We start from the raw sequence: 22114 nt of genomic DNA on the forward strand, positions 1-22114 counted from the left end.
GCCAACGAGAATAAAAAATCAATCTGCACGTAGTTTTCTTATTTTCTTACTTTATTTACACAAAAACCAATCAAACTACTATTCCTAATGTCCAAGTACATTGCCGCAATTGATCAGGGAACTACGAGCACCCGTTGTATACTTTTTGACCGTCAGGGAAACATCGTTTCGGTAGGTCAGAAAGAGCATGAACAGATTTATCCGAAGCCCGGTTGGGTAGAACACAACCCAGACGAAATCTGGAAAAATACGCTGGAAGTAATAGCACTGGCACGAATCAAGGTGTCGGTTACGTCGGCTGACATTGCAGCCGTGGGCATCACCAATCAACGCGAAACAACCGTTGCCTGGAACCGCCGCACGGGCAAAGCCTACCATAATGCATTGGTGTGGCAGGATACCCGAACGGGCGACATGGTGGCTCAGTTTGAGAAAGACGGGGGCATCGACCGTTTTCGCCCCGTGACCGGCTTGCCGTTGGCAACCTATTTCAGCGGTTTAAAATTAAGATGGCTCCTGCAAAACGTGCCCGGCCTGCGCAAAGATGCCGAAAAAGGTGAGGCTCTGTTTGGCAATATGGATACATTTTTGATCTGGAACCTGACGGGCGGGGTCAAAGGCGGAATTCATGTTACAGATGTAACCAACGCCAGCCGCACGCAGCTCATGAACCTGCATACGCTCGAATGGGACGAGGACATGCTTCGTACCTTTGAAATCCCACGAGCCATGCTGCCTGCCATCAAGAGTAGCAGCGAAGTATATGGAACCGTAACGTCCGAAGTTTTGCCCGGTGTGCCAATTGCCGGTGCGTTGGGCGATCAGCATGCAGCTCTCGTAGGGCAGGCGTGTTTTGAACCGGGTATGGCCAAAAATACCTACGGAACGGGTTGCTTTCTGGTCATGAATACGGGCAGCGAATTGCGGATTTCGGAAAAAGGACTGCTCACAACGATTGCTTATAAATTTGGCGATCAACCCGTTCAGTATGCGCTCGAAGGCAGTATTGCGATTGCGGGTGCGCTGGTACAATGGGTGCGGGACAATCTGGGAATCATTGAGAAAAGCAGCGATATAGAACCCCTCGCCCAAACCGTAGAGGATAACGGTGGCGCTTATTTTGTCCCGGCATTTTCTGGGCTCTATGCCCCTTACTGGCGCAACGATGCCCGTGGAGTAATTGCCGGCCTGACGCGCTACGTAACCAAAGGTCATATTGCCCGGGCAGTACTGGAAGCCACGGCCTATCAGACCGTCGACGTAGTCAATGCCATGGAGCAGGATTCAGGAATAAAACTTGCCTCGCTGCGGGTTGATGGCGGCATGGTGGCCAATCAGATGCTCATGCAGTTTCAGGCCGATATGCTCGATACTACCGTCGTAGCGCCGGCTGTCGCCGAAACCACCGCCCTTGGCGCAGCCTATGCAGCAGGTCTGGCCGTTGGATATTGGGCTGATCTGGCGGATTTGCGCAAAAATTGGGCGGTTGCTCAAACCTGGGAGCCTGTGATGGAAAGCCCGCAGCGGGACGCCCTCTATAAAGGATGGCAAAAAGCAATTACCAAATCTTTTGGTTGGGAAGAATAGGACTTGTAGGAGAATGAATAGGAATCAGGCCGTCGGAAATAGAGAAACCGACGGCTTTTTTGGTCCTTATGCTGCTAAACCTGTAACTTAGCACCCTACCACCCTGAATGAATACATCATGGCACATCAACTGGTCCTGAAAAAGCCACTTGCTTTTTTTGACCTTGAAACCACGGGAATCAATATCACCCGTGACCGAATCATTGAAATATCTATCGTAAAAGCGCTACCCACCGGTGGTGAGGAAGTCCGAACCCGACGGGTAAATCCCGAAATGCCGATTCCGGGAGAGTCGTCAATGATCCACGGAATTTATGATGAAGATGTAAAAGATTGTCCCACATTTAAGCAAATCGCTAAAAATCTCGCCGTTTTTCTGGAAGGATGCGACCTCGCCGGGTTCAACAGCAACCGATTTGACGTGCCGCTGCTCGTGGAGGAATTTCTGCGCGTTGGCGTAGATTTTGATCTGAAAAATCGCCGCCTGATTGATGCGCAGCGGATTTTTCATATGATGGAGCCCCGCAACCTTTCGGCAGCTTATAAGTTCTATTGTGGAAAAGAACTTGTAGGAGCACACGGCGCCGAAGCTGACGCATTGGCCACCTATGAGGTTTTGAATGCGCAGGTTTCTCATTATCAGAATGTTGAAGTTAAAGATGCCAAAGGAAATGCTACCATTCCTATTGTAAATGATATGGATGCTCTGCACAAGCTCACCGCCTCTAATCATGTAGATTTGGCCGGACGGATGGTCTATAATGAGGCCGGAGAAGAAGTTTTTAATTTTGGCAAGAACAATGGAAAACGCGTCGAGGATGTCCTGAAAAACGAACCATCTTTTTATGATTGGATCATGAAAGGGGAATTTCCATTGGATACAAAACGAAAATTAACAGAAATCCGGTTGAGAACTCTTACACAGCGTTAGAATAATCCTATTTTTCAGATTTGAGTAAGCGGTATTTATCACTAAATTTGCCCAAATTTTTAAAAATCATGAATCCTGATTTATCCAAATTTACCCGTACGCTATGATCCAGCCCCCCGCTATACCGGAAATAATTCAACTTATTCCGCTAAAAAGTTACCTGATTCTCAGTACGGCTTTATTCGTCATTGGCATTATTGGCGTTCTTACCCGTCGAAATGCCATTGTTATTTTTATGTCGGTCGAGCTTATGCTCAATTCAGTCAATCTGCTCCTGATTGCGTTTTCTTCTTATCGGTCCGATCCGACCGGGCAGGTATTTGTGTTTTTTATCATGGCCGTAGCCGCTGCTGAAGTAGCTGTTGGATTGGCAATTATTGTGATGATTTACCGAAATACCCGAACGATTGACATAAATTTCCTGAAAAAACTCAAAGGGTAAACGTGCCGAATACGGCTCAGTAGAAACTGAGTTTATTTTCGGTAAATGATTGACAATTAACTACTAACATCACCAAATAGAGTATGTCACTTTTCTTGCTAGTTTTGATTCCTTTACTTCCGCTGATCGGCTTTGTGATCAACGGAATTGGGTTTCGTCATATTCCCAAAGGAGCGGTTGGAGTCATTGGCTCCCTGGCAGCTCTGGGAAGTTTTGCTGCCTCGGTGGCGGTGCTTTTGGCTTTTAAAGAAGCAGGCAGTCAGCCGCAAATTGTCTCGCTTTTTGACTGGATTACCGTGGGAGAGCTCAGTATTCCATTTTCATTTCAGCATGATCAGCTGTCGCTGCTCATGCTGATGATCATTACGGGTGTTGGCTCACTTATCCATATTTATTCCATAGGATACATGAAGCATGACGAAGGGTTCGGAAAGTTTTTTGCCTTTCTGAACCTTTTTCTGTTTTTCATGCTGCTGCTCGTGATGGGTTCCAACTACGTCATTATGTTCATTGGCTGGGAAGGCGTCGGACTATGTTCGTATTTACTCATCGGGTTCTGGAATAAAAATACTTCCTACAATAATGCCGCCCGAAAAGCTTTCATCATGAACCGGATCGGTGATTTGGGCTTTCTGCTCGGTATTTTCACGATCATCGCTACCTTCGGTTCGGTCGAATATACCGAAGTATTTCGGCAGGCAACCGGCCTTCCGATTGGTGATCCGGTGCTTATTACCATCACGTTGCTGCTGTTTGTGGGTGCAATGGGTAAGTCGGCGCAAATTCCGCTCTACACGTGGCTGCCCGATGCAATGGCCGGGCCGACGCCCGTTTCTGCACTTATACACGCCGCAACGATGGTTACAGCGGGTATTTATATGGTCATACGATCCAATGTGCTCTACACGCTCGCACCCGAAACGCTCGAAGTAGTTGCAATTGTGGGCGCAGCCACGGCGATTTTTGCCGCTTCCATTGGTCTTCTTCAAAATGATATCAAAAAAGTATTGGCCTACTCTACCGTGAGTCAGCTAGGCTATATGTTTCTTGGTTTGGGCGTTATGGCCTACTCGGCTTCGATGTTTCACGTCATTACCCACGCCTTTTTCAAAGCACTTTTGTTTCTTGGTGCAGGTAGCGTGATTCACGCCATGTCGGACGAGCAGGATATTCGTAAAATGGGAGGTTTGCGCAAAAAACTTCCGATTACGTTCATTACCTTTTTTATTGCTACCTGGGCCATTTCCGGGCTGCCGCCTTTTTCAGGATTTTTCTCCAAAGACGAAATCCTGGCGCATGCTTTTGAGCATAACAAGCTGCTATGGGCCGTGGGATTGGTGGGTTCGGCTATGACCTCTTTTTACATGTTCCGGCTTTTGTTCCTGACTTTCTTTGGCACCTTTCGGGGTACCCACGAGCAGGAGCATCATTTGCACGAGTCGCCTGCTTCTATGACGATTCCGTTGATGGTTTTGGCCGTTTTCTCCGCACTGGGAGGTGTCATCGGCATCCCCGAAGCATTGGGGGGAAGTCATCAGCTGGCCGAATTTATGAGCCCGCTCTTTGATAATTCACGGCAGGCTAATCCGGAAGCGTTTATGCCTATCTCGCTTTCACATTCAGAAGAGTACATGCTCATGGGTGTTTCGGTACTTGTAGCGTTGCTTTCGGGCATTGCTGCGTATGTGATGTACATCAGCAAGGCGTCTGTACCGGCTCCCGAATCTGAAACCCGTCAGGGAGTGCAGCGGGCAGTTTATCATAAATACTATGTAGACGAACTATACGATGCCGTATTTGTGAAACCCATGCGTACGCTTTCAAACCTGCTGGCAAGTTTTGGCGAATTTTTCATAGACCTCTTTGTAGACGGTACCGGAAGGCTCGTCAAGGCACTTGCCAACCTGGGTCGACAAACGCAGACGGGATCTACGGGTTACTATATTTTTGCCATGGTGGTAGGAATTATGGTGATTTTATTCTGGAACCTGCTGATTAAATAATATCTTTTTAGAAGCGATTTGCAGGATTGAATTTTATAAATAACTCCTGTAAATCAAGCTAATAATTGCTCATTTACCCATTCAAAATTATATTCATGCTTACTATTCTTCTTGTTCTGATCCCAATCGTGACTGGCCTGCTGGCCCTGAGTGTGGGCGGACGTACCGTGAGGCAACTGGCGCTGCTGGGAGCACTGGCTGAGTTGGTTACAGCCGTGGTCGCCTGGACGCAGTTTGACCCCGCTGCCGGGACACAGTTCGGATTTAAGTATACCTGGATTGCCTCCGCCGGTATTTCTTTTAGTGCCGGAATCGACGGAATCAGTCTGTTGCTGGTCTTGCTAACGACTTTTCTTACACCGCTCATTATACTTTCTACTTTTGGGTACGACTATAAAAACTCCTCCGCTTTTTATGCCCTTATCCTGTTTATGGAGGCAGCTTTGGTTGGAGTTTTTACCGCTACCGATGTGTTTCTCTTTTACCTGTTCTTTGAAGCTGCGCTAATTCCCGTTTACTTTCTGGCGGCAGTGTGGGGTGGTGAAAATCGTTTGAAAGTAACGTTCAAGTTTTTTGTCTATACTATTTTTGGCAGCCTTTTCATGCTGGTAGCGTTGGTATATCTCTACTTTCAGACGCCCGGCGAGCATACATCAGAAATTACGGCACTGTACGATTTGATTCTTGACGCCAAAACCCAAAGCTGGGTTTTCTGGGGTTTGTTCATTGCCTTCGCTATCAAAATGCCGCTATTCCCCTTTCATACCTGGCAGCCCGATACCTATACCGAATCGCCCACACCGGCTACGATGCTGCTTTCGGGGATTATGTTGAAAATGGGTGTGTACGGACTCATTCGCCTACTGTTGCCTATCGTGCCGCTGGGACTGGCGCAATGGGGCGAAGTGGCTATTGTACTTTCGGTCATTGGAATCGTGTATGGGTCAATTATTGCCATTCAGCAGCGAGACATGAAGCGGCTCATTGCCTATTCATCTTTTGCGCACGTGGGCCTAATGGCTGCCGGCGTATTCTCAACCACGCTGAACGGCTTGCAGGGAGCGCTGATTCAGATGCTGGCTCACGGCATAAACGTGGTCGGGATGTTCTTTATCGTAGAAATTATTTATAGCCGAACCAAAAGCCGGTACCTGGATCACCTGGGCGGAATCACGCAGAAGACGCCTCACCTCACGGTTTACTTCATGATTTTGCTGTTGGGCAGTGTTGCCCTGCCGTTGACCAATGGCTTTGTAGGCGAGTTTTTGCTTTTGGCCGGAGTCTTTGAATATAACAACTGGCTGGGTGCCGTAGCTGGTCTTACCATCATTTTGGGTGCAGTATATCTGCTGCGCATGTTTCAGAAGGCCATGTTTGGGGCTCCCTCGGCGGCTTCTGAGTCCTTCAAAGATCTTACAGTATCCGAAAGAGCTGTCCTGATTCCGTTGGCCATTATGGTTTTCTGGATCGGAATTTATCCGTCTACGTTCCTGAAAATGACCGAGCCTGCTGTTCATCAGATTTTGAGGTTCATTAATAGCTAAATTGATTTTACCAATATTTATATGTACCCTATTGTATTATTGTCTGTACTTGGAATTGTAGTTCTCTACCTGGGTTTTCTCAAGTCCAAAAGTATACTGTTGCCGGCCACCCTGCTTTTTCTGGTGGTGGCAATGATCGGTAATTTTTTTGAGTGGAACGATGGCGAGCTGCTCTATTTCAAGGGGATGTTTGCGGTCAATAAATTGACGCTGACGTTTAATGCAATCGTGCTGTTTTCGGCGTTCATGATTGTTGCCATGACGCAGGGTTTTCAGGACAATGAAGAAGCGCAGCCTGCCGAGTATTTTGCCCTCATGCTATTTTCGCTCGTTGGTGCATTTATGATGATTGGGTTTGAAAACCTGATTATGCTATTCCTGGGGGTCGAGATTCTGTCTGTTGCCATGTATGTACTTACCGGTAGTGACAAACGGAATCTGCGTTCCAATGAAGCTGCGCTAAAATACTTCCTGATGGGCGCTTTTGCTACGGGTATCATGCTCTTTGGCATTGCGCTTTTGTACGGCGCCTCAGGCTCATTTAGCCTGAATGGTATCGAATCATTCGTAACCCTGAATCAGCGCAGCCCCTCGTACCTATTGTATGCGGGCTTGCTGCTCGTGCTGATTGGTATGCTTTTCAAAGTGTCGGCGGCGCCCTTCCATTTCTGGACACCGGATGTGTATGACGGTGCTCCGTCTATTTTTACAGCATTCATGGCAACTATCGTAAAAACAGCGGGTTTTGCAGCTCTGTTTCGGCTTTTGTCGCATTCATTTAGCGGCATCTACGATTTTTGGTGGCCAACCCTTTCTATACTTACAGTGCTGACGCTGTTGGTCGGAAATATCATCGCTGTTTATCAGGATAGCTTCAAACGGATGCTTGCGTATTCGAGTATTTCGCATGCCGGTTATCTGCTGATTGCCCTTACGTCGATGACCAAACAAACGGAAAATGCCATTCTGTTTTATTCCATGGCCTATTCCTTTGCGACCATTTGCGCTTTTGGAGTATTGATTCCGGTGGCGCGTGAAAAATCGCTCGAAGGCCGGCCCAATGAATCTTATGAGGCCTTTAACGGCCTGGCGAAAAACAACCCGCTACTGGCGTTTGTACTGACGGTATCGATGCTTTCGTTGGCAGGAATTCCTTTGACGGCTGGTTTTTGGGGGAAATTCTTCGTGTTCAGCAGCGCTGTAGAGCGTGAGCTCGTGTGGATGATCATCGTGGCGGTGTTGATGTCGGCTGTCGGGATTTACTACTACTTCCGGGTAATTATGGCCGCTTACATGAAAGAAGGCGATACGGCTACCATTCGGATTGCCCCCTTTTACAAAATTGTGCTGATTGCGGCCACGCTCCTGACAATCCTGTTTGGTCTTGCCCCCGGTTTGTTTGAAGCCGCTATGTAAGGCTTATTTCTCTTGCTATTTATATGCAGAAAGCCGCCCGAATGGGCGGCTTTCTGCGTTTTTATGATTTCTTTATTAGTGTGTGGCCGTCAGGTCAGGACGAAAAATTATCACTACTAGCTACGACATGAGATAGACATCCTATGTATAAAAAATTTCTCATACAGGATATTTAAAATCGCAGATTCATATTTCAAGTGCAACTCACCAATAGTTACTAATTTTTGCGACTAAAAAAGAGCCAACTTTTGCGAATAATACCCATAGTTTTGTGGTGTCTAAACATAAAACAATATGGAACTATACACTCAGTTGACTCTGGAGCAAAGCCGGGTAGCCGGTGCCATACCACATTCAGATTCTCGTTCAACAAAAAAAGAAACAAAGTGAAATTGCCGATTCAATAAAAGTACACAAAAGTACAATAAACAGAGAACTTAAAGGAAGCCGCTCATTGTCAGGAGATTACGTGGCTTTTGAAGCTCATAAAACATGCTCAGAACGTTGTAAGCGAGATCCCTATAAGATGAAGTCAGAGCTTAAAGAGCAAGTCCTGGGTTGCCTAAGAGAACGTTATTCTCCTGAACAAATAAGCGGTGTACTGGCACGGAGAGCGGGTTCAAAGCAAATAAGCCATGAGACAATTTATCGCTATATATATGCCAATCAATCCACTGATAATGAGAGCATTATGTCTTTTTTAAGGATTCGTCATAGGAAAAGATACAGCAAAAGAGGAAGTGTAGGGAAAAGAGGATCAATTCCAAACCGGATTGGAATCGAACCGCAGCGGCGGCCCGGATCGACCAGCAGTGGTTGAGCAAAATACCGAAATTGGTCACTGGGAAGGGGATACAATAATTGGGGCTAATCATGAAGGTGTATTGTTGACCTTAGTCGAGCGAGTAACAAAATATACTATTGTCGAAAAGTTAGAATCCAAAAATGCTGATGAATTGGCTAAGGTGCTGATTTACAGAGCAAATAAATGTGATTTACCTGTAAAAACAATTACTTTTGATAATGGGAAAGAGTTCTCAAAACATCAGAAAATTGGTGCTGAATTAAAGGCTGACATCTATTTTGCAAGGCCCTGCCATAGTTGGGAGCGAGGGCTTAATGAAAATACAAATGGCATGATTAGGCAGTATATTCCGAAGTCCTGCCCAATTAGTATCGTCAAAAAAAGTGACATAAAATGGATTGAAAATCAATTAAACAACAGACCTAGAAAAACTCTTGGGTATTTATCTCCCATTCAATGTGCTCTTAAATACCAAGTTGCACTTCAAACTTGAATCCAAGAATATAAAGTACCAAGTTACAATTCAAGCTTGAATCTAAGTTTCAATAAGAAACTCAACAATCCATCCGTACTCAATTTTAATTTCCAGCGTCGAGAACTTCACAAAACTTCGTATCCTTACTTTTTTTTGAAAAAAAGTAAGGATGTCAACTGATTTCTTTTAAACCGTAAACCCCCAAAAAATCGTTGCTTCATGATTAAAAATTTGGTGCTGATAGTAGCTGCGGCTTTACTATCCTCCTGCAACCCTACGGCCTACATCAGCCAATCGTTCAATCCCTCCAATATGAAAGGCATTGGTTATTTTGAGCCTCAGGCCTACATCAGCGTGGTTCAAAAAGGCAATCGGGCCCTTCCAAATGATTCACTATCGGGGGTGGCGCAGTACCTGTTAGATTCTATTATTGGTCACAGCCGGACCTTCAAGACAGTCAGGCGCATGGAAAGCCCCGATTTTGTGGTGCAGCAGAAAATCCACGTTGAGCTCAACAATACCTTTTCGCAGGTGATGCGAAACAAGACTATTGAGGGCGTGGCCTTACCCCTACCGTGCGGTCAGAAATGCAAACGAACAACCAACGCTTTGCCCTTGCAACAGCCACGTCGGGTTTTGGCCGTCGCAAGGGTAACTACGGAGGGCAGGTTGCCAAGGGAGTAGGCATCGGAATCCTGACCTTGGGCATGTTTGTGCCCGTACCGATTAAGTCAAGCACCACACTCTATGCACTGATTTTTGATTCCCAAAAGAATGCAGTCGTGTACTTCTCCCGTACTATTCCCGTGGAGCAGTCTCCAACAGACGCTCATGTGCTTAGGTCTCAGTTTGCCAAGCTATTCACGCACAAAAAATACCTCAAACGATAGTTCCAATTCAATCATATCAACCCTTCAAATCAGTTTAGAAAATCAATTTAGATCCTTATGAAAAAATACCTTTCCCTCATTGCCCTTGCCTTTACGCTGCAAGGCTGCCCGACTCAGGACAAAGAAGATCCCAATGCCGCCCTACCTAAGGAATATGCCTCTTGTTGCGGGGTCAAACCTGTAACCTTTGAATTCAAAACAGGCTCGATTTATATTCCCAACGCCTTTACACCCAATGAAGATGGGATAAACGATGAATTCTACCCTTTCGTAAGCGCTGACATTCACGGCACCATTGGTTTTTCCATTACGAGTGCCGAAGGAGATACGGTGCTGTACAACCGCAACGAGTTTCTTTACGACCAAATCAAGAACCTCGCCTGGAACGGCCAACGACCCGACGGCACCGTGTACCGTGGCAAGTTTAAATATAGCGTAGGAGTGATTTCCAAAGGCCCAACCAAGGAGTTGAAAATCATCGAGGGTGAAGCTTGCAGCATTCTCTGTGAGCCTGGTACGAAAGACCTCAAGGCCAGGAAAACCTGTTTCTATCCAAGCATGGCTGCAAAGAATAAAGACTTTGGCAAACTGGATGTCAAGCTGGCGAGTAACGAAAAAGATTGCGTCAAGTAAACCACCCGTCTTATGAGAGCACTTTCTACTTTTCTAATGCTCATGCTTTGCATTTCGTTTGTGCGAGGTCAGGCGTACACCTATGACAACATGGGCAACCGCACCGCACGAGTGGTGGGTGGTGGCATCACCCCCTCCGGCCTGCTTTGTAATTCAGCTACCGTCTCCGGCCTACGACCGCAAGTTAACCAACGTCAATGGAGTGGTGAAGGTAAAGCCCGGCAGTGGTGCAACCAACCAGAAATGGATTGTACAAAGCGTAGGTGGCCAGGTACGCATTGCCTCGGCAGTGGGTAACGCGGTGCTTGCCGTGCAAAACGGGGGTAATGCGGTGGGTAACCTGATCACGCTTCAGCCCAGCGGCACCGAAGACCACAAGCTGTGGACGCGTGTTCCGCTGACGGGCGGTCTGGAAGCGATCGTCCGTAAAAACTCCACCTACCTCATAGGAAGCCCAAACAACTGGGGCAACGGTGACCCCAACGATGCCGTCACGGATATCCAACTAGTGGACGATCCGGGCTACTCGTTTGGTTCTAACAAATGGCAGTTTATCAGTACGGCCTGCCCCACAGCCCGAATGAGCGCAGAAGAAATGGCCGAAGTTGCTCCGGCTGCCGAAGATGCGGAATCGTCTCAGCGGCTGACAGCGTTTCCCAATCCCAGCGGAGGGCAATTTGACGTACAGTTTTACGCTCCGCCGGGCCGTCCTGCTACGTTGACAGTAACGGACCTGGCAGGTCGTGAGGTTTGGCGCAAACCGTTGATCGGCACGGGCATTCAGCGCGAAGCGGTGCGGTTGCCTGAGGATGTGGCGGGAATGTACCTGCTGATCCTCCAAAAGGAAACCGGGTCCCAGGGCGGAGACGTCGAATCTACGAAGATTATGGTGGTGAAGTAAGGGATCGGAGAAGAGGGCTTGAAAACACCAATACATGCAGAAAGCCGCCCATTTGGGCGGCTTTCTGCATGTATTATAATACTATATTTTCACAAAATCAATCAGATTATACATTCATCAGCGACTCGCGGCGGCGCATTTTGCCGGCTGGAATTCCGAACATCATCTTGAAGCGACGGCAAAAGTAGGCGGTATCCTTGTAGCCTACGTCTGATCCAATGGCCCGGATGCTTTTCTTGGAAGTACGCAGCAAGTCAACGGCTTTCTCCATACGTTGGTATTCTATATAATCCTGAGGATTGATACCGGTTAGCATTTTGAAATATTGACCTACATAATCTTCGGAAACGTTGGCGACGTTGGCCAGGACCTTGTTCGACAAATCTCCGCCCAAATTATCTTTGATGTAGGCAAAAATGTCGATCAGGCGTGGATCTTTGAAATAGGTGCTATTGGTAACGAGCTGCTCTACAAAAAGCTTATTTTTAAGAATATAGCGGATAATCTCAATCACAACTTCTTCTGTCTTGATCTTGATGATTCGCCCTTTGCCCGGCGTGTCGGTCATATCTTCTGCCAGAATCTGATTGATCGTGATCGCAATCTGATCGTCACGCTTGATCAAAAATGGCGGTACGTCGAGCGAAGTAAAGAAGTTAACGGTGTCAAACACCTTTGCCTCAAACGAAATCAGTCCAAAGGAATTGGGTAATTTACCAATCGTGAGCGGGTCATGACCTGCCTGAATGTAGTTATCGCGGTTAGTCATGAACTCTTCATTGGAAACTACCTTTGCCAAACCCGTATTTCCGTAGGTGACGGTAGCGTGCTTTCCACCGGGAATAAAAAGCATATCCCCGATGTCAACCTTTTGTGGCTCTTCGGTTCCAAAAGAAACTTCTCCATCGTACAAAATGGTTAGCGAATTCTGTACATCGTAGTAGTTTTTGATGGTTATGGGCTGTAACATGTGAATGTGGCGTGCCTTCACAAATTTCACTCCAAGCGACTCAATGATTTTGTTATAATCTTCCATAATTTATGTGATTTGGGCGAGCGAATGCCGTGTTCTGTCAAATTTTGTACAAATCTAATAAATTGTACAAAACTAATACAAGCATGTACTTAACTAAATTTAAAAAAAAATGTGCGTTTATAGCAACATAACGCACACTTTTTTTATAAAATTTCGCAAAAAGGCCCTTTCACGCTATTTAAGCAACTCTCTGGCAATAACTAATTTTTGTATTTCTGATGTACCTTCATAGATCTGAGTGATCTTGGCGTCACGCATGAGGCGCTCTACATGATATTCTTTTACATACCCGTAGCCTCCATGAATCTGTACGGCTTCGGTTGTAGCCCACATGGCAACATCGGATGCATAAAGTTTAGCCATTGCCGCTGCTTTTGCGTAATCTTTGTTTTCATCTTTCAGGCGGGCAGCTTTATAAACGAGCATTCGGGCAGCTTCAATGCGTGTGGCCATATCGGCAAGTTTGAACTGAATAGCCTGATGCTCAAAAATAACTTTCCCAAACGATTTGCGTTCCTGACTATATTTAAGCGCCATCTCGAACGCTCCGGCGGCAATGCCAAGCGCCTGCGCTGCAATCCCGATTCGTCCTCCGTTGAGGGTGCTCATGGCAAATTTGAAGCCAAAGCCATCATCGCCAATGCGGTTTTCTTTTGGTACTTTAACATCCGAAAACATCAGGGAATGCGTATCAGACGCCCGAATGCCCATTTTGTCTTCTTTGCGCCCCACCGAAAAACCCGGAAGCCCTTTTTCCACGATCAGGCAGTTGATGCCTTTGTGGCGTTTTTCAGGATTCGTCTGCGCAATTACCAAACATACCGACGAGCTATTTCCGTTGGTAATCCAGTTTTTGGTGCCGTTTAATAAATAATAATCGCCACAATCTTCTGCCAGTGTTTGCTGTGAGGTAGCATCCGAGCCGGCTTCGGGTTCTGAAAGGCAAAAAGCTCCGATCATTTGGCCCGAGGCAAGCGGCGGAAGGTACTTTTGCTTTTGCTCTTCGGTCCCGAATTTTTCTAATCCATAGCAGACCAGGGAGTTATTGACCGACATGATGACGGATGCGGATGCGTCTATCTTTGAAATCTCTTCAACGGCAATAGCGTATGAGATGGTATCCATCCCGCCGCCACCATATTCCACCGGGACCATCATGCCCATAAATCCCATTTCCCCCATTTTTCGAAGTAGCTCCGGGTCAAATTTCTGAGCATTATCGCGTTCAATTACGCCCGGTAAAAGTTCTGTTTGGGCAAAATCGCGGGCTGCCTGTTGCACCGCTTCGTGTTCTTCGCTTAAATTAAAATCTAATCCAATTAACTCTGTATCCACAGCCATCAGTAAGTCGTTTTTTGATGAAGTAACTAGTCAAAAATAAAGAAATTGAAAGTAGTATGCAAGCATACGAACGTAATTGATTAGGTTTTTTAACGAATAAATTTAAATTTTTATTGAATAAAAATGCTGGAAAGAATCAGGCAATAGTACAATAGCTACCGATTAGTAGGAAAAAGAATTAAATGGCTTGTTATCTTATATGGGATGGTTAGATTTGTGTAAAACAAGCCCTCAGCACAACCGCCACGCATGGAACCCCAACCTATCTTGACCAATCAATACGCAGGCATTACTCTTTTTGTCCAAAAACATACGCAGAGTAAGTATTGGCTCTGGCAACTCACTGGTATCTGCACGTTACTTTCATGGTTTCTGGCCGTGCCGCCTTATACGGTTGGACTAACGTCTGACGCATGGGCATTTGTGCAGATTCAGGCTGCGGATTTGCTTCATCCGCATCATTTGGAGGTTTACATCCGTCGTGAGAATATGATCATGCGCTGGATGTTGCCCTTTGTATATACTCTTACTGGTCGCTCGGTCATTGGAGTACTGGTTCTTCAGGCGGTCTTAGGTTTTATATTTCTGTATTTGTCTTCGCGCGAGGTTTTCCGGGTCACACAGGATAAAGTGTTGACGACATTCTTTGCACTTGCTTTTGCCAATATCTTTGTTTTTTCCTGGTTTCTGATTGATCTGGCAGGCTATGGCGATAGTTTTGGGTATTTTTTTCTGCTCATGGCGATGCTCTTTCGCAACCCGGTTTTGATTTTTATTTCCATGCAGGGCGCCTTCTTTACCGATGAGCGCGGGGTAATTGCCTCGGCCTACGTGGTGCTGTGGTGGGTGGTTCAATATTTGTTCAAAAAAACCGCATCTGAACGATCGAGCCTTGTAACAATCTTCCAAAGTGCCTTTACACCGCAGGTGCTTGCAATTCTGGCTGCAATGGCTGCGTATGTTCCTTTTCGTTCGTTCATTATGAATAACTACTTTCCGGATCACGCCTACACAACAATTGGCACTCCCGTGCTTTTTGCTGATTTGCACCGTTGGGGTCTTGGAAATAGCCTTTGGACTTCTTTTGAGGGAATGTGGTTGTTGATGGGAGCGGCTGTGTTGGTTCTGTATAAAACAAGAAACTATTGGTACGCCGCAGCCTGCGCCTTCGGCTTCCTGATTCTGCTCGTAACGGGGCTACTGGTACATGATGTAGACCGGGCCTTTGGGTACGGTTTTCCTTTTATTCTGATTGCAAATCGGGTGCTTTCTTACTACGTTCCCCGGCACGAACACCGAAAACTCATGTTTATCATTGCGCTGATCTGCCTCATTAGCCCGATGTGTTATACGTTGGGGTATAACAAAATAATTTGGGCGGAGCCACTTCCGATGAAGGCATTAATGATGCTGGACAGGCAAATGGGATGGGGATGGTTTGACTAATTAATTTGTAGATTTGTGCCGTCAGACCATTTCGTATATCTAAACGTGATAGCTACTTATGCCAATTTTGACGGTATTTTATATAAAATTAGTTCTTTGCCTGCTGCTTACGGTGGCCATTTTATGGACCACAAATAAGCAAAACCTCTTCGCAAAATGGCAGCGTGAAAACGATAAACTCCTTTTTGGAATTGGTTTTTTAGCTGTTCGTTTACTTCCATTTATCGGAATTTTCCTGCTTATCGGAGAAGATCCGCGTGGCGATGTTCCCTTTTTTTTTTACAAAGCAGAAGCTGCTAAATCAGGCGGATTCGTTTACCGCGATTTCTGGTCCTATCATGCACCCTTGTTTTCGTACGTCATAAGCCTGCCTCTTTGGATTTGGCATAATGCACGCGCCATTGTGCTGCTTATGGTAAGTATGGAAACGCTCATTTTGTGGATGACCTATCAGTATTACAAGAAAAAAACGGAAAATGCCCTGCAACTGACATTTGTATATTGGCTGCTGCCCGCTGCCTTTATGTACATTCTGATTGACGGACAGGAAGAAGTCTGGTTTTGGGGGGCGGCGCTGCTAATGGTGGCCTATGCCCGCAAGCATCCTCAAATGTATGAAGCAGGAATCGGAGTGTTTTTTGCCATGGCTTTGCTGTTTATAAAGGTTACGTTTATTTTCTTTCTTCCACCACTCCTGCTGATTGTTCGCAAGCCGCTAAAAATGGTCCTTGTGATGGCTGCTATTGGGCTTCCCGTGCTGGGCTTCCTGTACTGGCAAATCGGGGATTTGTTTTTGATGCCAATTCAACATACCGAGCAGCTCATGACCCCAAACCTGTTTTCGGTGTTGCGTCCTTTTATCGAGCTTTTTGTAACGATTAATGAAAAAAACAGCCCTATGCTCAATTGGGTTGGTTTGGTATTTACGCTGCTTATTCCTTCGTATATGGCCTGGCAGCATCGAAAACAGCATATCATTCAGCTACTTCCCAGCCTGTTTGTTGCCACTTTTGCCTGCATGATGCTGTTTCAGGCAAGTGCTCCCGGAGCTTACCTAATCGCCTACCTGATGGCAGTTGTCTTTGAGCTGATTGATCTTAAAAATATGTGGCACATGACGGTTTTGCTAACTATAAACTGGCTGACGGTCGTGCAGCCCTTTGTTTATGTGTATAACAAACAGCCTTCTTACACAGATTTTTCAATGTTTGCAGTGCCGGTCTATCTCTTCGAATACCTGCTTCAGGTCATTAGCGTCTTGTGCTACCTTTGGATTCTCCGTCAGTCGTATCGTCATATCATTCGTACTAATCAATCTCCTGCCTTCGCATGAACCTGGTCCTCATCAAAAGCCTGCTCAGTGTTCTATTGGTCCTGACGGCAGGAGTGATTCTCTGGAAAAAGGAATACCTGACCCAACGGCTGAAAGATCAACGGGTAACCCGAATGCTGGCGTTGGGTTGGCTGTTATTTCGCGTTGTACCGTTCCTGCTTGTGTATGTGGCGGCAGGCTTCGCCCCGACTTCTGATGTCAATGGGTTTTGGGATGAAGGTAGTAAGGCATCTATGGGACAGGTTGTTTACCGGGATTTCTGGTCGCCTTATTCTCCGTTTTTTGCGTATTTTCTTGGAATATGGTTAAAAATCTGGTACGATCCCCGCATGATTGTCCTCACGATGACCGTCATGGATGCTCTGGCGCTTTGGGCTACGTGGCACTTATATCGATCCCGGATGTCGGCAGCGGATTTTTTATACAAAGCACTGCTTTACTACGTGCTGCCGGGTTCGCTGATCCTATGCGTGGTGGGTGCTCAGGAAGATGTTTGGATGTGGCTTTTGGTAGTGGCTGCTTACCTTTTTCGGCAGCGTACCGGCCGGGTTGAGGTCTATGCTGCCATTCTGGCTATCGGGTTGCTGTTGACCAAAGCCATTTTTATCCTGATTCTGGTGCCGTTGTTTTTTTTAGAAAAAGAGAAAATACGCTTTACGGTCATTATGGTCGCGATTGGAGCGCTTACCCTTGCCATTTTATATCCTTTGGTAGGCATGGAGTTTATGCAACCTCTCGATGAAGCGGATACCCTGCGCGCACCGAATTTACTTTCTGTGCTGAATCCCCTGTTTTTTAATAGCATCGGTGTGGGTCAAAAGTTCTGGAATTGGGCAGGTTTGGTCGTTTCTGTGGGCCTGGGAAGCTGGACGGCCTGGCGGCTCCGTACCGCCGATTTTTCAGAAATGATTTCCCGTACCTGGGTGACGCTCTATGCCACAATGATGGTAGTGCAGCAAAGCGCATACAGCAACTATATTTTTCTGTTTCTGATCCCGCTCCTATTTGTTGTGATAGACTGGCGAAATCGCACGCAGGTTGGTTTGTTGCTGGTTTTTAACATACTATGTGTAGTTCATCCGTCCTATTGGTGGCGCCTCGGCATGCCCAAATACCTTACGCCCGCTGATATCGTAGCGTCAGGTGCAGCAATACTCGACTACCTGATGCAGGTGGCGATTGTGGCGTTAACGATTTATTTTGTAAGGTTGGCGGGTATATTTTCAAAAAATCAGCACATATGATTACGAAAAAATCAGAGCCTCACAGCTCTGCTTTTTTCGTAACTCGTCTTTATATTCCAAAACTCATTTCCTAGCCAATCGTCTCAAATCCGCAGTACGGAACCAGTACTTTCGGGATTTTTATGCTGCCATCGGCCTGTTGGTTATTTTCCAAAATAGAGGCCAAAATACGCGGCAACGCAAGCGCTGAGCCGTTGAGGGTATGCAGCAGTTGGGTTTTTCCGTCTATTTTATACCGCAGTTTCAATCGGTTGGCCTGGTAGCTCTCAAAATTTGATACGGAACTACATTCGAGCCAACGCTCCTGCGCAGCTGACCACACTTCAAAATCGTAGGTCAGTGCGGAGGTAAAGCCCATATCGCCGCCACAAAGACGCAAAATCCGGAAGGGAAGTTCGAGTTTTTCCAAGAGTCCCTGCACGTGTTGTGCCATGTCTTCCAGTGCCTGATACGAATCTTCGGGCTTGCACACCTGCACAATCTCAACTTTATCAAACTGATGCAGGCGATTCAGGCCCCGGACGTGGGCACCCCAACTACCGGCTTCGCGGCGAAAACAGGGCGTATGTCCGACATTTTTGATGGGCAGGTCATTTTCCTGCACGATCACATCCCGGTACAGATTTGTAATGGGAACCTCCGCCGTCGGAATCAGGTACAGGTCGTCAGCGGCGGCGTAGTACATTTGACCTTCCTTGTCGGGCAACTGTCCCGTTCCGAAACCCGAATCGGCATTCACCAGGATCGGTGGCTGAATTTCGGTATACCCTGCGTTGGCGGCTTCATTGAGAAAAAAAGCAATCATGGCGCGCTGAATTCGGGCGCCTTTTCCTTTATAGACCGGAAAGCCCGCTCCACTGATTTTATTTCCCAATTCAAAATCAATGATGTCAAGCTTTTTGATTAATTCCCAGTGCGGCTGTGCGCCTTCGGGCAGCACGGGCTTTTCTCCTTTTTCAAGAATCGTCTCGTTTTCATCGGCAGTCCGGCCTTCGGGTACGCTCGCATGCGGAAGATTGGGAAGCTTCACCAGCTCGTCGTATAGCTCCGTTTCGAGGCCCTTCAGCTGCTCATCGAGTTGCCTGGTAGTTTCTTTGAGCGTGGCGGTTTCGGCTTTGGCTGCTTCGGCTTCAGCTTTTTTCCCTTGCTTCATCAGGCCGCCGATTTCCCGTGCCAGCGCATTCGATTTGGCCAGCGTTTGATCCAGTTCCTGCTGTGTTTCACGTCGCAGCCGATCTATTTTCAGAATAAGTTCAACGGCCTCCTCGGCGTCACGAACGAATTTCTTTTTCAATCCCGCAATAGTCAGTTCCTTATTTTCGCGGATAAATGTGGTTTGTAGCATGAGTTGGTTTTCTCGATAAGAATTTGTTGGCGCGCTACTGTGTGCGTCCAAACGGTTTAGTTTCAGGGAGCCGTAAAAATCCCTTTCATGGCGTCTTCGTAGTAAAAAAGGCGTTCATTGAGCACGTTCAGGGCTTCGGCTTTTTGTTTGGCATGAATCAAAATCGAAAGATTATGCTCCGATGCTCCGTACGAAATCATACGAATCGGGATATGCTTCATGGCGTCCAGAACCTTATGAGCAACTCCTTCTTTATCAGCACTGAAATTCCCGACGATACAGATAATGGTCTGATCGGTATCGTGTTCTTCAAGATCGGCAAATTCGCGCAACTCAGCCGTGATGGCGTCGAGGTTGGTATTGTTGTCAATCGTAACCGACACCGACACCTCGGAAGTGGTAATCATATCCACGGGCGTTTTGTATTTTTCAAAAATCTCAAACACCCTCCGCAAAAATCCGTAGGCATTCAGCATACGGGTTGAGTGAATATAAATAGCCGTAATGTTGTCTTTGGCGGCAATTGCTTTGATCTCGCGGTCAGAACTGTTGTTGGCAATCAGCGTACCGGGTGCTTCAGGCTGCATGGTATTTTTTAACCGCACGGGTACGCCTCTCATTTTGGCGGGCGTAATCGTACTTGGATGCAGGATTTTGGCTCCAAAATAAGCAAGTTCAGCGGCTTCTTCAAAGGTCAGTTCCCGAATCGGGAACGTCCGCTTCACAATGCGCGGGTCGTTGTTGTGCATGCCGTCAATGTCCGTCCAAATCTGAATTTCCTCCGCCCGGATCGCCCCGCCAATGAGCGATGCGGTGTAGTCTGAGCCGCCGCGTTTGAGATTATCTACTTCGCCGCGTGGGTTCCGGCAAATGAATCCCTGCGTAATAATCAGTTGTTTGTCAGGATGTTGCTCCAAAATAGAGGTGAGCAGTTCTTCAATGGTTTGAAGCTCAGGCTCTCCTTCGGTATCAATACGCATAAATTCCAGGGCAGGAAGCAAAATAGAGTTTTCGCCCTGCTCTACAAGGTAAGCTTCAAACATCTGCGTGCTCAGCAGCTCGCCTTCTGCCACAAGTTCTTTTTCCTGCTTGCTGGTAAACGGCTTTATCTGAACCAGCGAACGAATGAAGGAGAACTCTTTTTCTACAATCTCAGTCCCTTTGGCCAGGCCGGTATCCGTTTGGTACAGATCCTGAATAAACTCGTCGTAGTGAGACTTCAAGGCATCAATTTGCCGATTTACCTCTGCTTCGTCATTCGCTTTGGCAGCCTCGCCAATAGAAATCAGGGCATTGGTGGTGCCGGAAAGCGCCGACAAAACAACGATTTTGCGGGTTTCTGTGGAGGTAATCAATTGACGGATGGAGTGCATACGTTCGGGCTTTCCGACGGAGGTACCCCCAAATTTCCAGACTTGCATGGGAATGAAAGATTAAGCTTTAACTAGTTTTATATTAATTTTCCTTGTTCAGCTTTGTCGAAGACGAGCTGTGTAAGGATACTTTTTTCTTGCTGTTTATGACGCCCCAAATGCCAATCCCCACCCAAATGACGTTAACACAGGCCGAAGGGTAGGCTCCTACATAGGCGGTGTTCAAAATTAGTCCGATGCTGCCAATGATGTTTGCCCACAAATAAAAGGGTGCATCGGCTCGCATTCGGCCACTGATGTTGAGTCCGTAGGCGGCAACTACAAGCACGGAGCCAATCCAGCCAAGGATGTCAAACCAAATTTTTTCGTTCATAGAAACAAAAGCTTACACAAGTGATAACATCTTTATGGCTTGGTAAAAATTGAATTATGGTATAATTGCTCAATATAGTTAGCATTTAATTGAAATAATAGTTAATTGTATACAGAATATTATTCAATATTTTTTTGAAAAAAATTATTTTTCATCTGCATATTTTATCATTAATTCATCTTCAAAACCGAATATTGTCAAAGCTAGTTTTATTTTATCAAACTTTCCAATATTATCAATATTTCCTTCAATAAAGTAAGTTTCATTTATTGCAACTGCTTGTCTTATATTTGCATCTATGGGTTTTTTGGTTAATCCGATTTTTGACCCAAGTTCTGTGTTAAAGAAAGTTTCGGGTTGCAATTCAAAAAGCTGTTTAAATACTTCTGAATATAGTTTTGCAACTTGATTTACTGCGATTTTTCGATCAAAGAAAATTGCATATTCTAACTTTTTAAATTTTGGGTCTTCTGCGTCAAATATATTTACTTCATTACTATCAGATTGTTCATCAAATTGAGTGTTTGGTATATCCCAAATTTTTAATACTCGTTCTGCAATTAGATTAAATCGATCTTCGATTTCCGTTTTGCCCCACTTATCTAATTTGGCTAAATATTTATTTAGCCAAAGTCGACTATCTTTATAACCAGCATTGTACAAATCTCGTTTGTCAATAAATGACTTATTTCCAAGCCTTCCATTGTTTCCGGAAAGTGTCAAGTTACCGATAGTATTTAGATAGTTTTCTTTGATATAGTTATAATCGTCGGAACCCAGTTCAATTTTCCATTTCGGATCTGGATTTTGAGGGAAAATATGTTCGATAGTAATATTAGTATTTCCATCTATCATTACTGGTTCTTTATTAGACTTGATGCAATGCTGATTTTCAAGTAGATAAGTAAAAATTCCATAATCCAGCACATGCTTCCATGGCTGAATCGTGGTTGTCAAGATTATGTGCTCTAATACGGTCAGATATGATACGATATC

Annotated in this window: 20 protein-coding genes; 14 read left to right on the top strand and 6 right to left on the bottom strand. The window is 46.0% G+C overall.

Annotated elements, in window-relative coordinates; translation table 11 throughout:
- Nucleotides 1-87: 87 nt before the first annotated feature.
- The 11 genes from glpK to EZE20_RS20720 all read left to right on the top strand — a co-directional run bounded on the left by glpK (nucleotide 88) and on the right by EZE20_RS20720 (nucleotide 11627).
- Nucleotides 88-1587 carry a glycerol kinase GlpK gene (gene glpK / locus EZE20_RS20665; RefSeq protein WP_132121308.1) on the top strand — a complete coding sequence of 500 codons (1500 nt, stop codon included), beginning with the start codon at nucleotides 88-90 and terminating at the stop codon, nucleotides 1585-1587.
- Between the two features lie 118 nt (nucleotides 1588-1705).
- On the top strand, nucleotides 1706-2518 hold the full coding sequence (locus EZE20_RS20670; protein ID WP_132121310.1) for a 3'-5' exonuclease: 813 nt from the start codon (nucleotides 1706-1708) through the stop codon (nucleotides 2516-2518).
- Nucleotides 2519-2621: 103 nt separating this feature from the next.
- On the top strand, nucleotides 2622-2960 hold the full coding sequence (nuoK, locus tag EZE20_RS20675; RefSeq protein ID WP_132121312.1) for an NADH-quinone oxidoreductase subunit NuoK: 339 nt from the start codon (nucleotides 2622-2624) through the stop codon (nucleotides 2958-2960).
- An 83-nt stretch (nucleotides 2961-3043) separates the two neighbouring features.
- A complete protein-coding gene (gene nuoL / locus EZE20_RS20680; protein WP_132121314.1) occupies nucleotides 3044-4963 on the top strand; it encodes an NADH-quinone oxidoreductase subunit L in 1920 nt (639 codons plus the stop codon).
- Between the two features lie 95 nt (nucleotides 4964-5058).
- Complete coding sequence (locus EZE20_RS20685; RefSeq protein ID WP_132121316.1) at nucleotides 5059-6507, top strand: complex I subunit 4 family protein; 1449 nt, start codon at nucleotides 5059-5061, stop codon at nucleotides 6505-6507.
- A 21-nt stretch (nucleotides 6508-6528) separates the two neighbouring features.
- Nucleotides 6529-7923: an NADH-quinone oxidoreductase subunit N gene (locus EZE20_RS20690; protein ID WP_132121318.1), complete on the top strand. Its 1395-nt coding sequence runs from the start codon at nucleotides 6529-6531 to the stop codon at nucleotides 7921-7923.
- A 773-nt stretch (nucleotides 7924-8696) separates the two neighbouring features.
- Nucleotides 8697-9221, top strand: a complete 525-nt coding sequence (locus tag EZE20_RS20700; RefSeq protein WP_132121322.1) for an IS30 family transposase — start codon at nucleotides 8697-8699, stop codon at nucleotides 9219-9221.
- A gap of 201 nt (nucleotides 9222-9422) precedes the next feature.
- The gene (locus tag EZE20_RS20705; RefSeq protein ID WP_132121324.1) at nucleotides 9423-9887 is read left to right on the top strand and encodes a hypothetical protein; all 465 of its coding nucleotides are present in this window, start codon (nucleotides 9423-9425) and stop codon (nucleotides 9885-9887) included.
- 23 nt (nucleotides 9888-9910) lie between these two features.
- On the top strand, nucleotides 9911-10093 hold the full coding sequence (locus tag EZE20_RS20710; protein WP_132121326.1) for a hypothetical protein: 183 nt from the start codon (nucleotides 9911-9913) through the stop codon (nucleotides 10091-10093).
- A gap of 57 nt (nucleotides 10094-10150) precedes the next feature.
- Entirely contained in the window at nucleotides 10151-10726 is a 576-nt protein-coding gene (locus tag EZE20_RS20715; protein ID WP_132121328.1) for a hypothetical protein, read from the top strand.
- A gap of 82 nt (nucleotides 10727-10808) precedes the next feature.
- Nucleotides 10809-11627: a T9SS type A sorting domain-containing protein gene (locus EZE20_RS20720; protein ID WP_132121330.1), complete on the top strand. Its 819-nt coding sequence runs from the start codon at nucleotides 10809-10811 to the stop codon at nucleotides 11625-11627.
- 106 nt (nucleotides 11628-11733) lie between these two features.
- On the opposite strand, the gene EZE20_RS20725 is transcribed toward EZE20_RS20720, so the two are convergent.
- Nucleotides 11734-12663 (bottom strand): helix-turn-helix domain-containing protein, encoded by a 930-nt coding sequence (locus EZE20_RS20725; protein ID WP_132121332.1) that lies wholly within the window; start codon nucleotides 12661-12663, stop codon nucleotides 11734-11736.
- 174 nt (nucleotides 12664-12837) lie between these two features.
- Complete coding sequence (locus EZE20_RS20730; protein WP_132121334.1) at nucleotides 12838-14004, bottom strand: acyl-CoA dehydrogenase; 1167 nt, start codon at nucleotides 14002-14004, stop codon at nucleotides 12838-12840.
- A gap of 249 nt (nucleotides 14005-14253) precedes the next feature.
- On the opposite strand from EZE20_RS20730, the gene EZE20_RS20735 reads away from it, so the two are divergent.
- Genes EZE20_RS20735 through EZE20_RS20745 form a run of 3 tightly spaced genes read left to right on the top strand, consistent with a single transcriptional unit; the run spans nucleotide 14254 to nucleotide 18027 of the window.
- A complete protein-coding gene (locus EZE20_RS20735; protein WP_132121336.1) occupies nucleotides 14254-15450 on the top strand; it encodes a hypothetical protein in 1197 nt (398 codons plus the stop codon).
- Between the two features lie 58 nt (nucleotides 15451-15508).
- Nucleotides 15509-16783: a hypothetical protein gene (locus EZE20_RS20740; protein ID WP_132121338.1), complete on the top strand. Its 1275-nt coding sequence runs from the start codon at nucleotides 15509-15511 to the stop codon at nucleotides 16781-16783.
- Entirely contained in the window at nucleotides 16780-18027 is a 1248-nt protein-coding gene (locus EZE20_RS20745; protein ID WP_132121340.1) for a hypothetical protein, read from the top strand. Before EZE20_RS20740 ends, EZE20_RS20745 begins: the two co-directional genes overlap by 4 nt.
- A 70-nt stretch (nucleotides 18028-18097) precedes the next feature.
- Here EZE20_RS20745 and serS read toward each other — a convergent pair whose 3' ends face one another.
- The 4 genes from serS to EZE20_RS20765 form a co-directional block, all read right to left on the bottom strand.
- Nucleotides 18098-19372 carry a serine--tRNA ligase gene (serS, locus tag EZE20_RS20750; protein ID WP_132121342.1) on the bottom strand — a complete coding sequence of 425 codons (1275 nt, stop codon included), beginning with the start codon at nucleotides 19370-19372 and terminating at the stop codon, nucleotides 18098-18100.
- A gap of 62 nt (nucleotides 19373-19434) precedes the next feature.
- On the bottom strand, nucleotides 19435-20793 hold the full coding sequence (locus tag EZE20_RS20755) for an aspartate kinase (RefSeq protein ID WP_132121344.1): 1359 nt from the start codon (nucleotides 20791-20793) through the stop codon (nucleotides 19435-19437).
- 34 nt (nucleotides 20794-20827) lie between these two features.
- Nucleotides 20828-21118 carry a CBU_0592 family membrane protein gene (locus EZE20_RS20760; RefSeq protein WP_199879930.1) on the bottom strand — a complete coding sequence of 97 codons (291 nt, stop codon included), beginning with the start codon at nucleotides 21116-21118 and terminating at the stop codon, nucleotides 20828-20830.
- A 144-nt stretch (nucleotides 21119-21262) separates the two neighbouring features.
- A partial coding sequence (locus EZE20_RS20765; protein ID WP_132121346.1) for an HNH endonuclease family protein occupies nucleotides 21263-22114 on the bottom strand: 852 nt, incomplete at its 5' end.

Origin of the sequence: Arundinibacter roseus, assembly GCF_004348825.1 — a bacterium.
In the GTDB taxonomy this organism is placed as follows: Bacteria; Bacteroidota; Bacteroidia; order Cytophagales; family Spirosomataceae; genus Arundinibacter; species Arundinibacter roseus.

What these genes read in the sequence shown, in the direction of transcription:
- glpK (WP_132121308.1), top strand. Translation starts at nt 88, where the DNA reads ATGTCCAAGTACATTGCCGCAATTGATCAGGGAACTACGAGCACCCGT.
- EZE20_RS20670 (WP_132121310.1), top strand. Translation starts at nt 1,706, where the DNA reads ATGGCACATCAACTGGTCCTGAAAAAGCCACTTGCTTTTTTTGACCTT.
- nuoK (WP_132121312.1), top strand. Translation starts at nt 2,622, where the DNA reads ATGATCCAGCCCCCCGCTATACCGGAAATAATTCAACTTATTCCGCTA.
- nuoL (WP_132121314.1), top strand. Translation starts at nt 3,044, where the DNA reads ATGTCACTTTTCTTGCTAGTTTTGATTCCTTTACTTCCGCTGATCGGC.
- EZE20_RS20685 (WP_132121316.1), top strand. Translation starts at nt 5,059, where the DNA reads ATGCTTACTATTCTTCTTGTTCTGATCCCAATCGTGACTGGCCTGCTG.
- EZE20_RS20690 (WP_132121318.1), top strand. Translation starts at nt 6,529, where the DNA reads ATGTACCCTATTGTATTATTGTCTGTACTTGGAATTGTAGTTCTCTAC.
- EZE20_RS20705 (WP_132121324.1), top strand. Translation starts at nt 9,423, where the DNA reads ATGATTAAAAATTTGGTGCTGATAGTAGCTGCGGCTTTACTATCCTCC.
- EZE20_RS20710 (WP_132121326.1), top strand. Translation starts at nt 9,911, where the DNA reads ATGTTTGTGCCCGTACCGATTAAGTCAAGCACCACACTCTATGCACTG.
- EZE20_RS20715 (WP_132121328.1), top strand. Translation starts at nt 10,151, where the DNA reads ATGAAAAAATACCTTTCCCTCATTGCCCTTGCCTTTACGCTGCAAGGC.
- EZE20_RS20720 (WP_132121330.1), top strand. Translation starts at nt 10,809, where the DNA reads ATGACAACATGGGCAACCGCACCGCACGAGTGGTGGGTGGTGGCATCA.
- EZE20_RS20725 (WP_132121332.1), bottom strand. Translation starts at nt 12,663, where the DNA reads ATGGAAGATTATAACAAAATCATTGAGTCGCTTGGAGTGAAATTTGTG.
- EZE20_RS20730 (WP_132121334.1), bottom strand. Translation starts at nt 14,004, where the DNA reads ATGGCTGTGGATACAGAGTTAATTGGATTAGATTTTAATTTAAGCGAA.
- EZE20_RS20735 (WP_132121336.1), top strand. Translation starts at nt 14,254, where the DNA reads ATGGAACCCCAACCTATCTTGACCAATCAATACGCAGGCATTACTCTT.
- EZE20_RS20740 (WP_132121338.1), top strand. Translation starts at nt 15,509, where the DNA reads ATGCCAATTTTGACGGTATTTTATATAAAATTAGTTCTTTGCCTGCTG.
- EZE20_RS20745 (WP_132121340.1), top strand. Translation starts at nt 16,780, where the DNA reads ATGAACCTGGTCCTCATCAAAAGCCTGCTCAGTGTTCTATTGGTCCTG.
- serS (WP_132121342.1), bottom strand. Translation starts at nt 19,372, where the DNA reads ATGCTACAAACCACATTTATCCGCGAAAATAAGGAACTGACTATTGCG.
- EZE20_RS20755 (WP_132121344.1), bottom strand. Translation starts at nt 20,793, where the DNA reads ATGCAAGTCTGGAAATTTGGGGGTACCTCCGTCGGAAAGCCCGAACGT.
- EZE20_RS20760 (WP_199879930.1), bottom strand. Translation starts at nt 21,118, where the DNA reads ATGAACGAAAAAATTTGGTTTGACATCCTTGGCTGGATTGGCTCCGTG.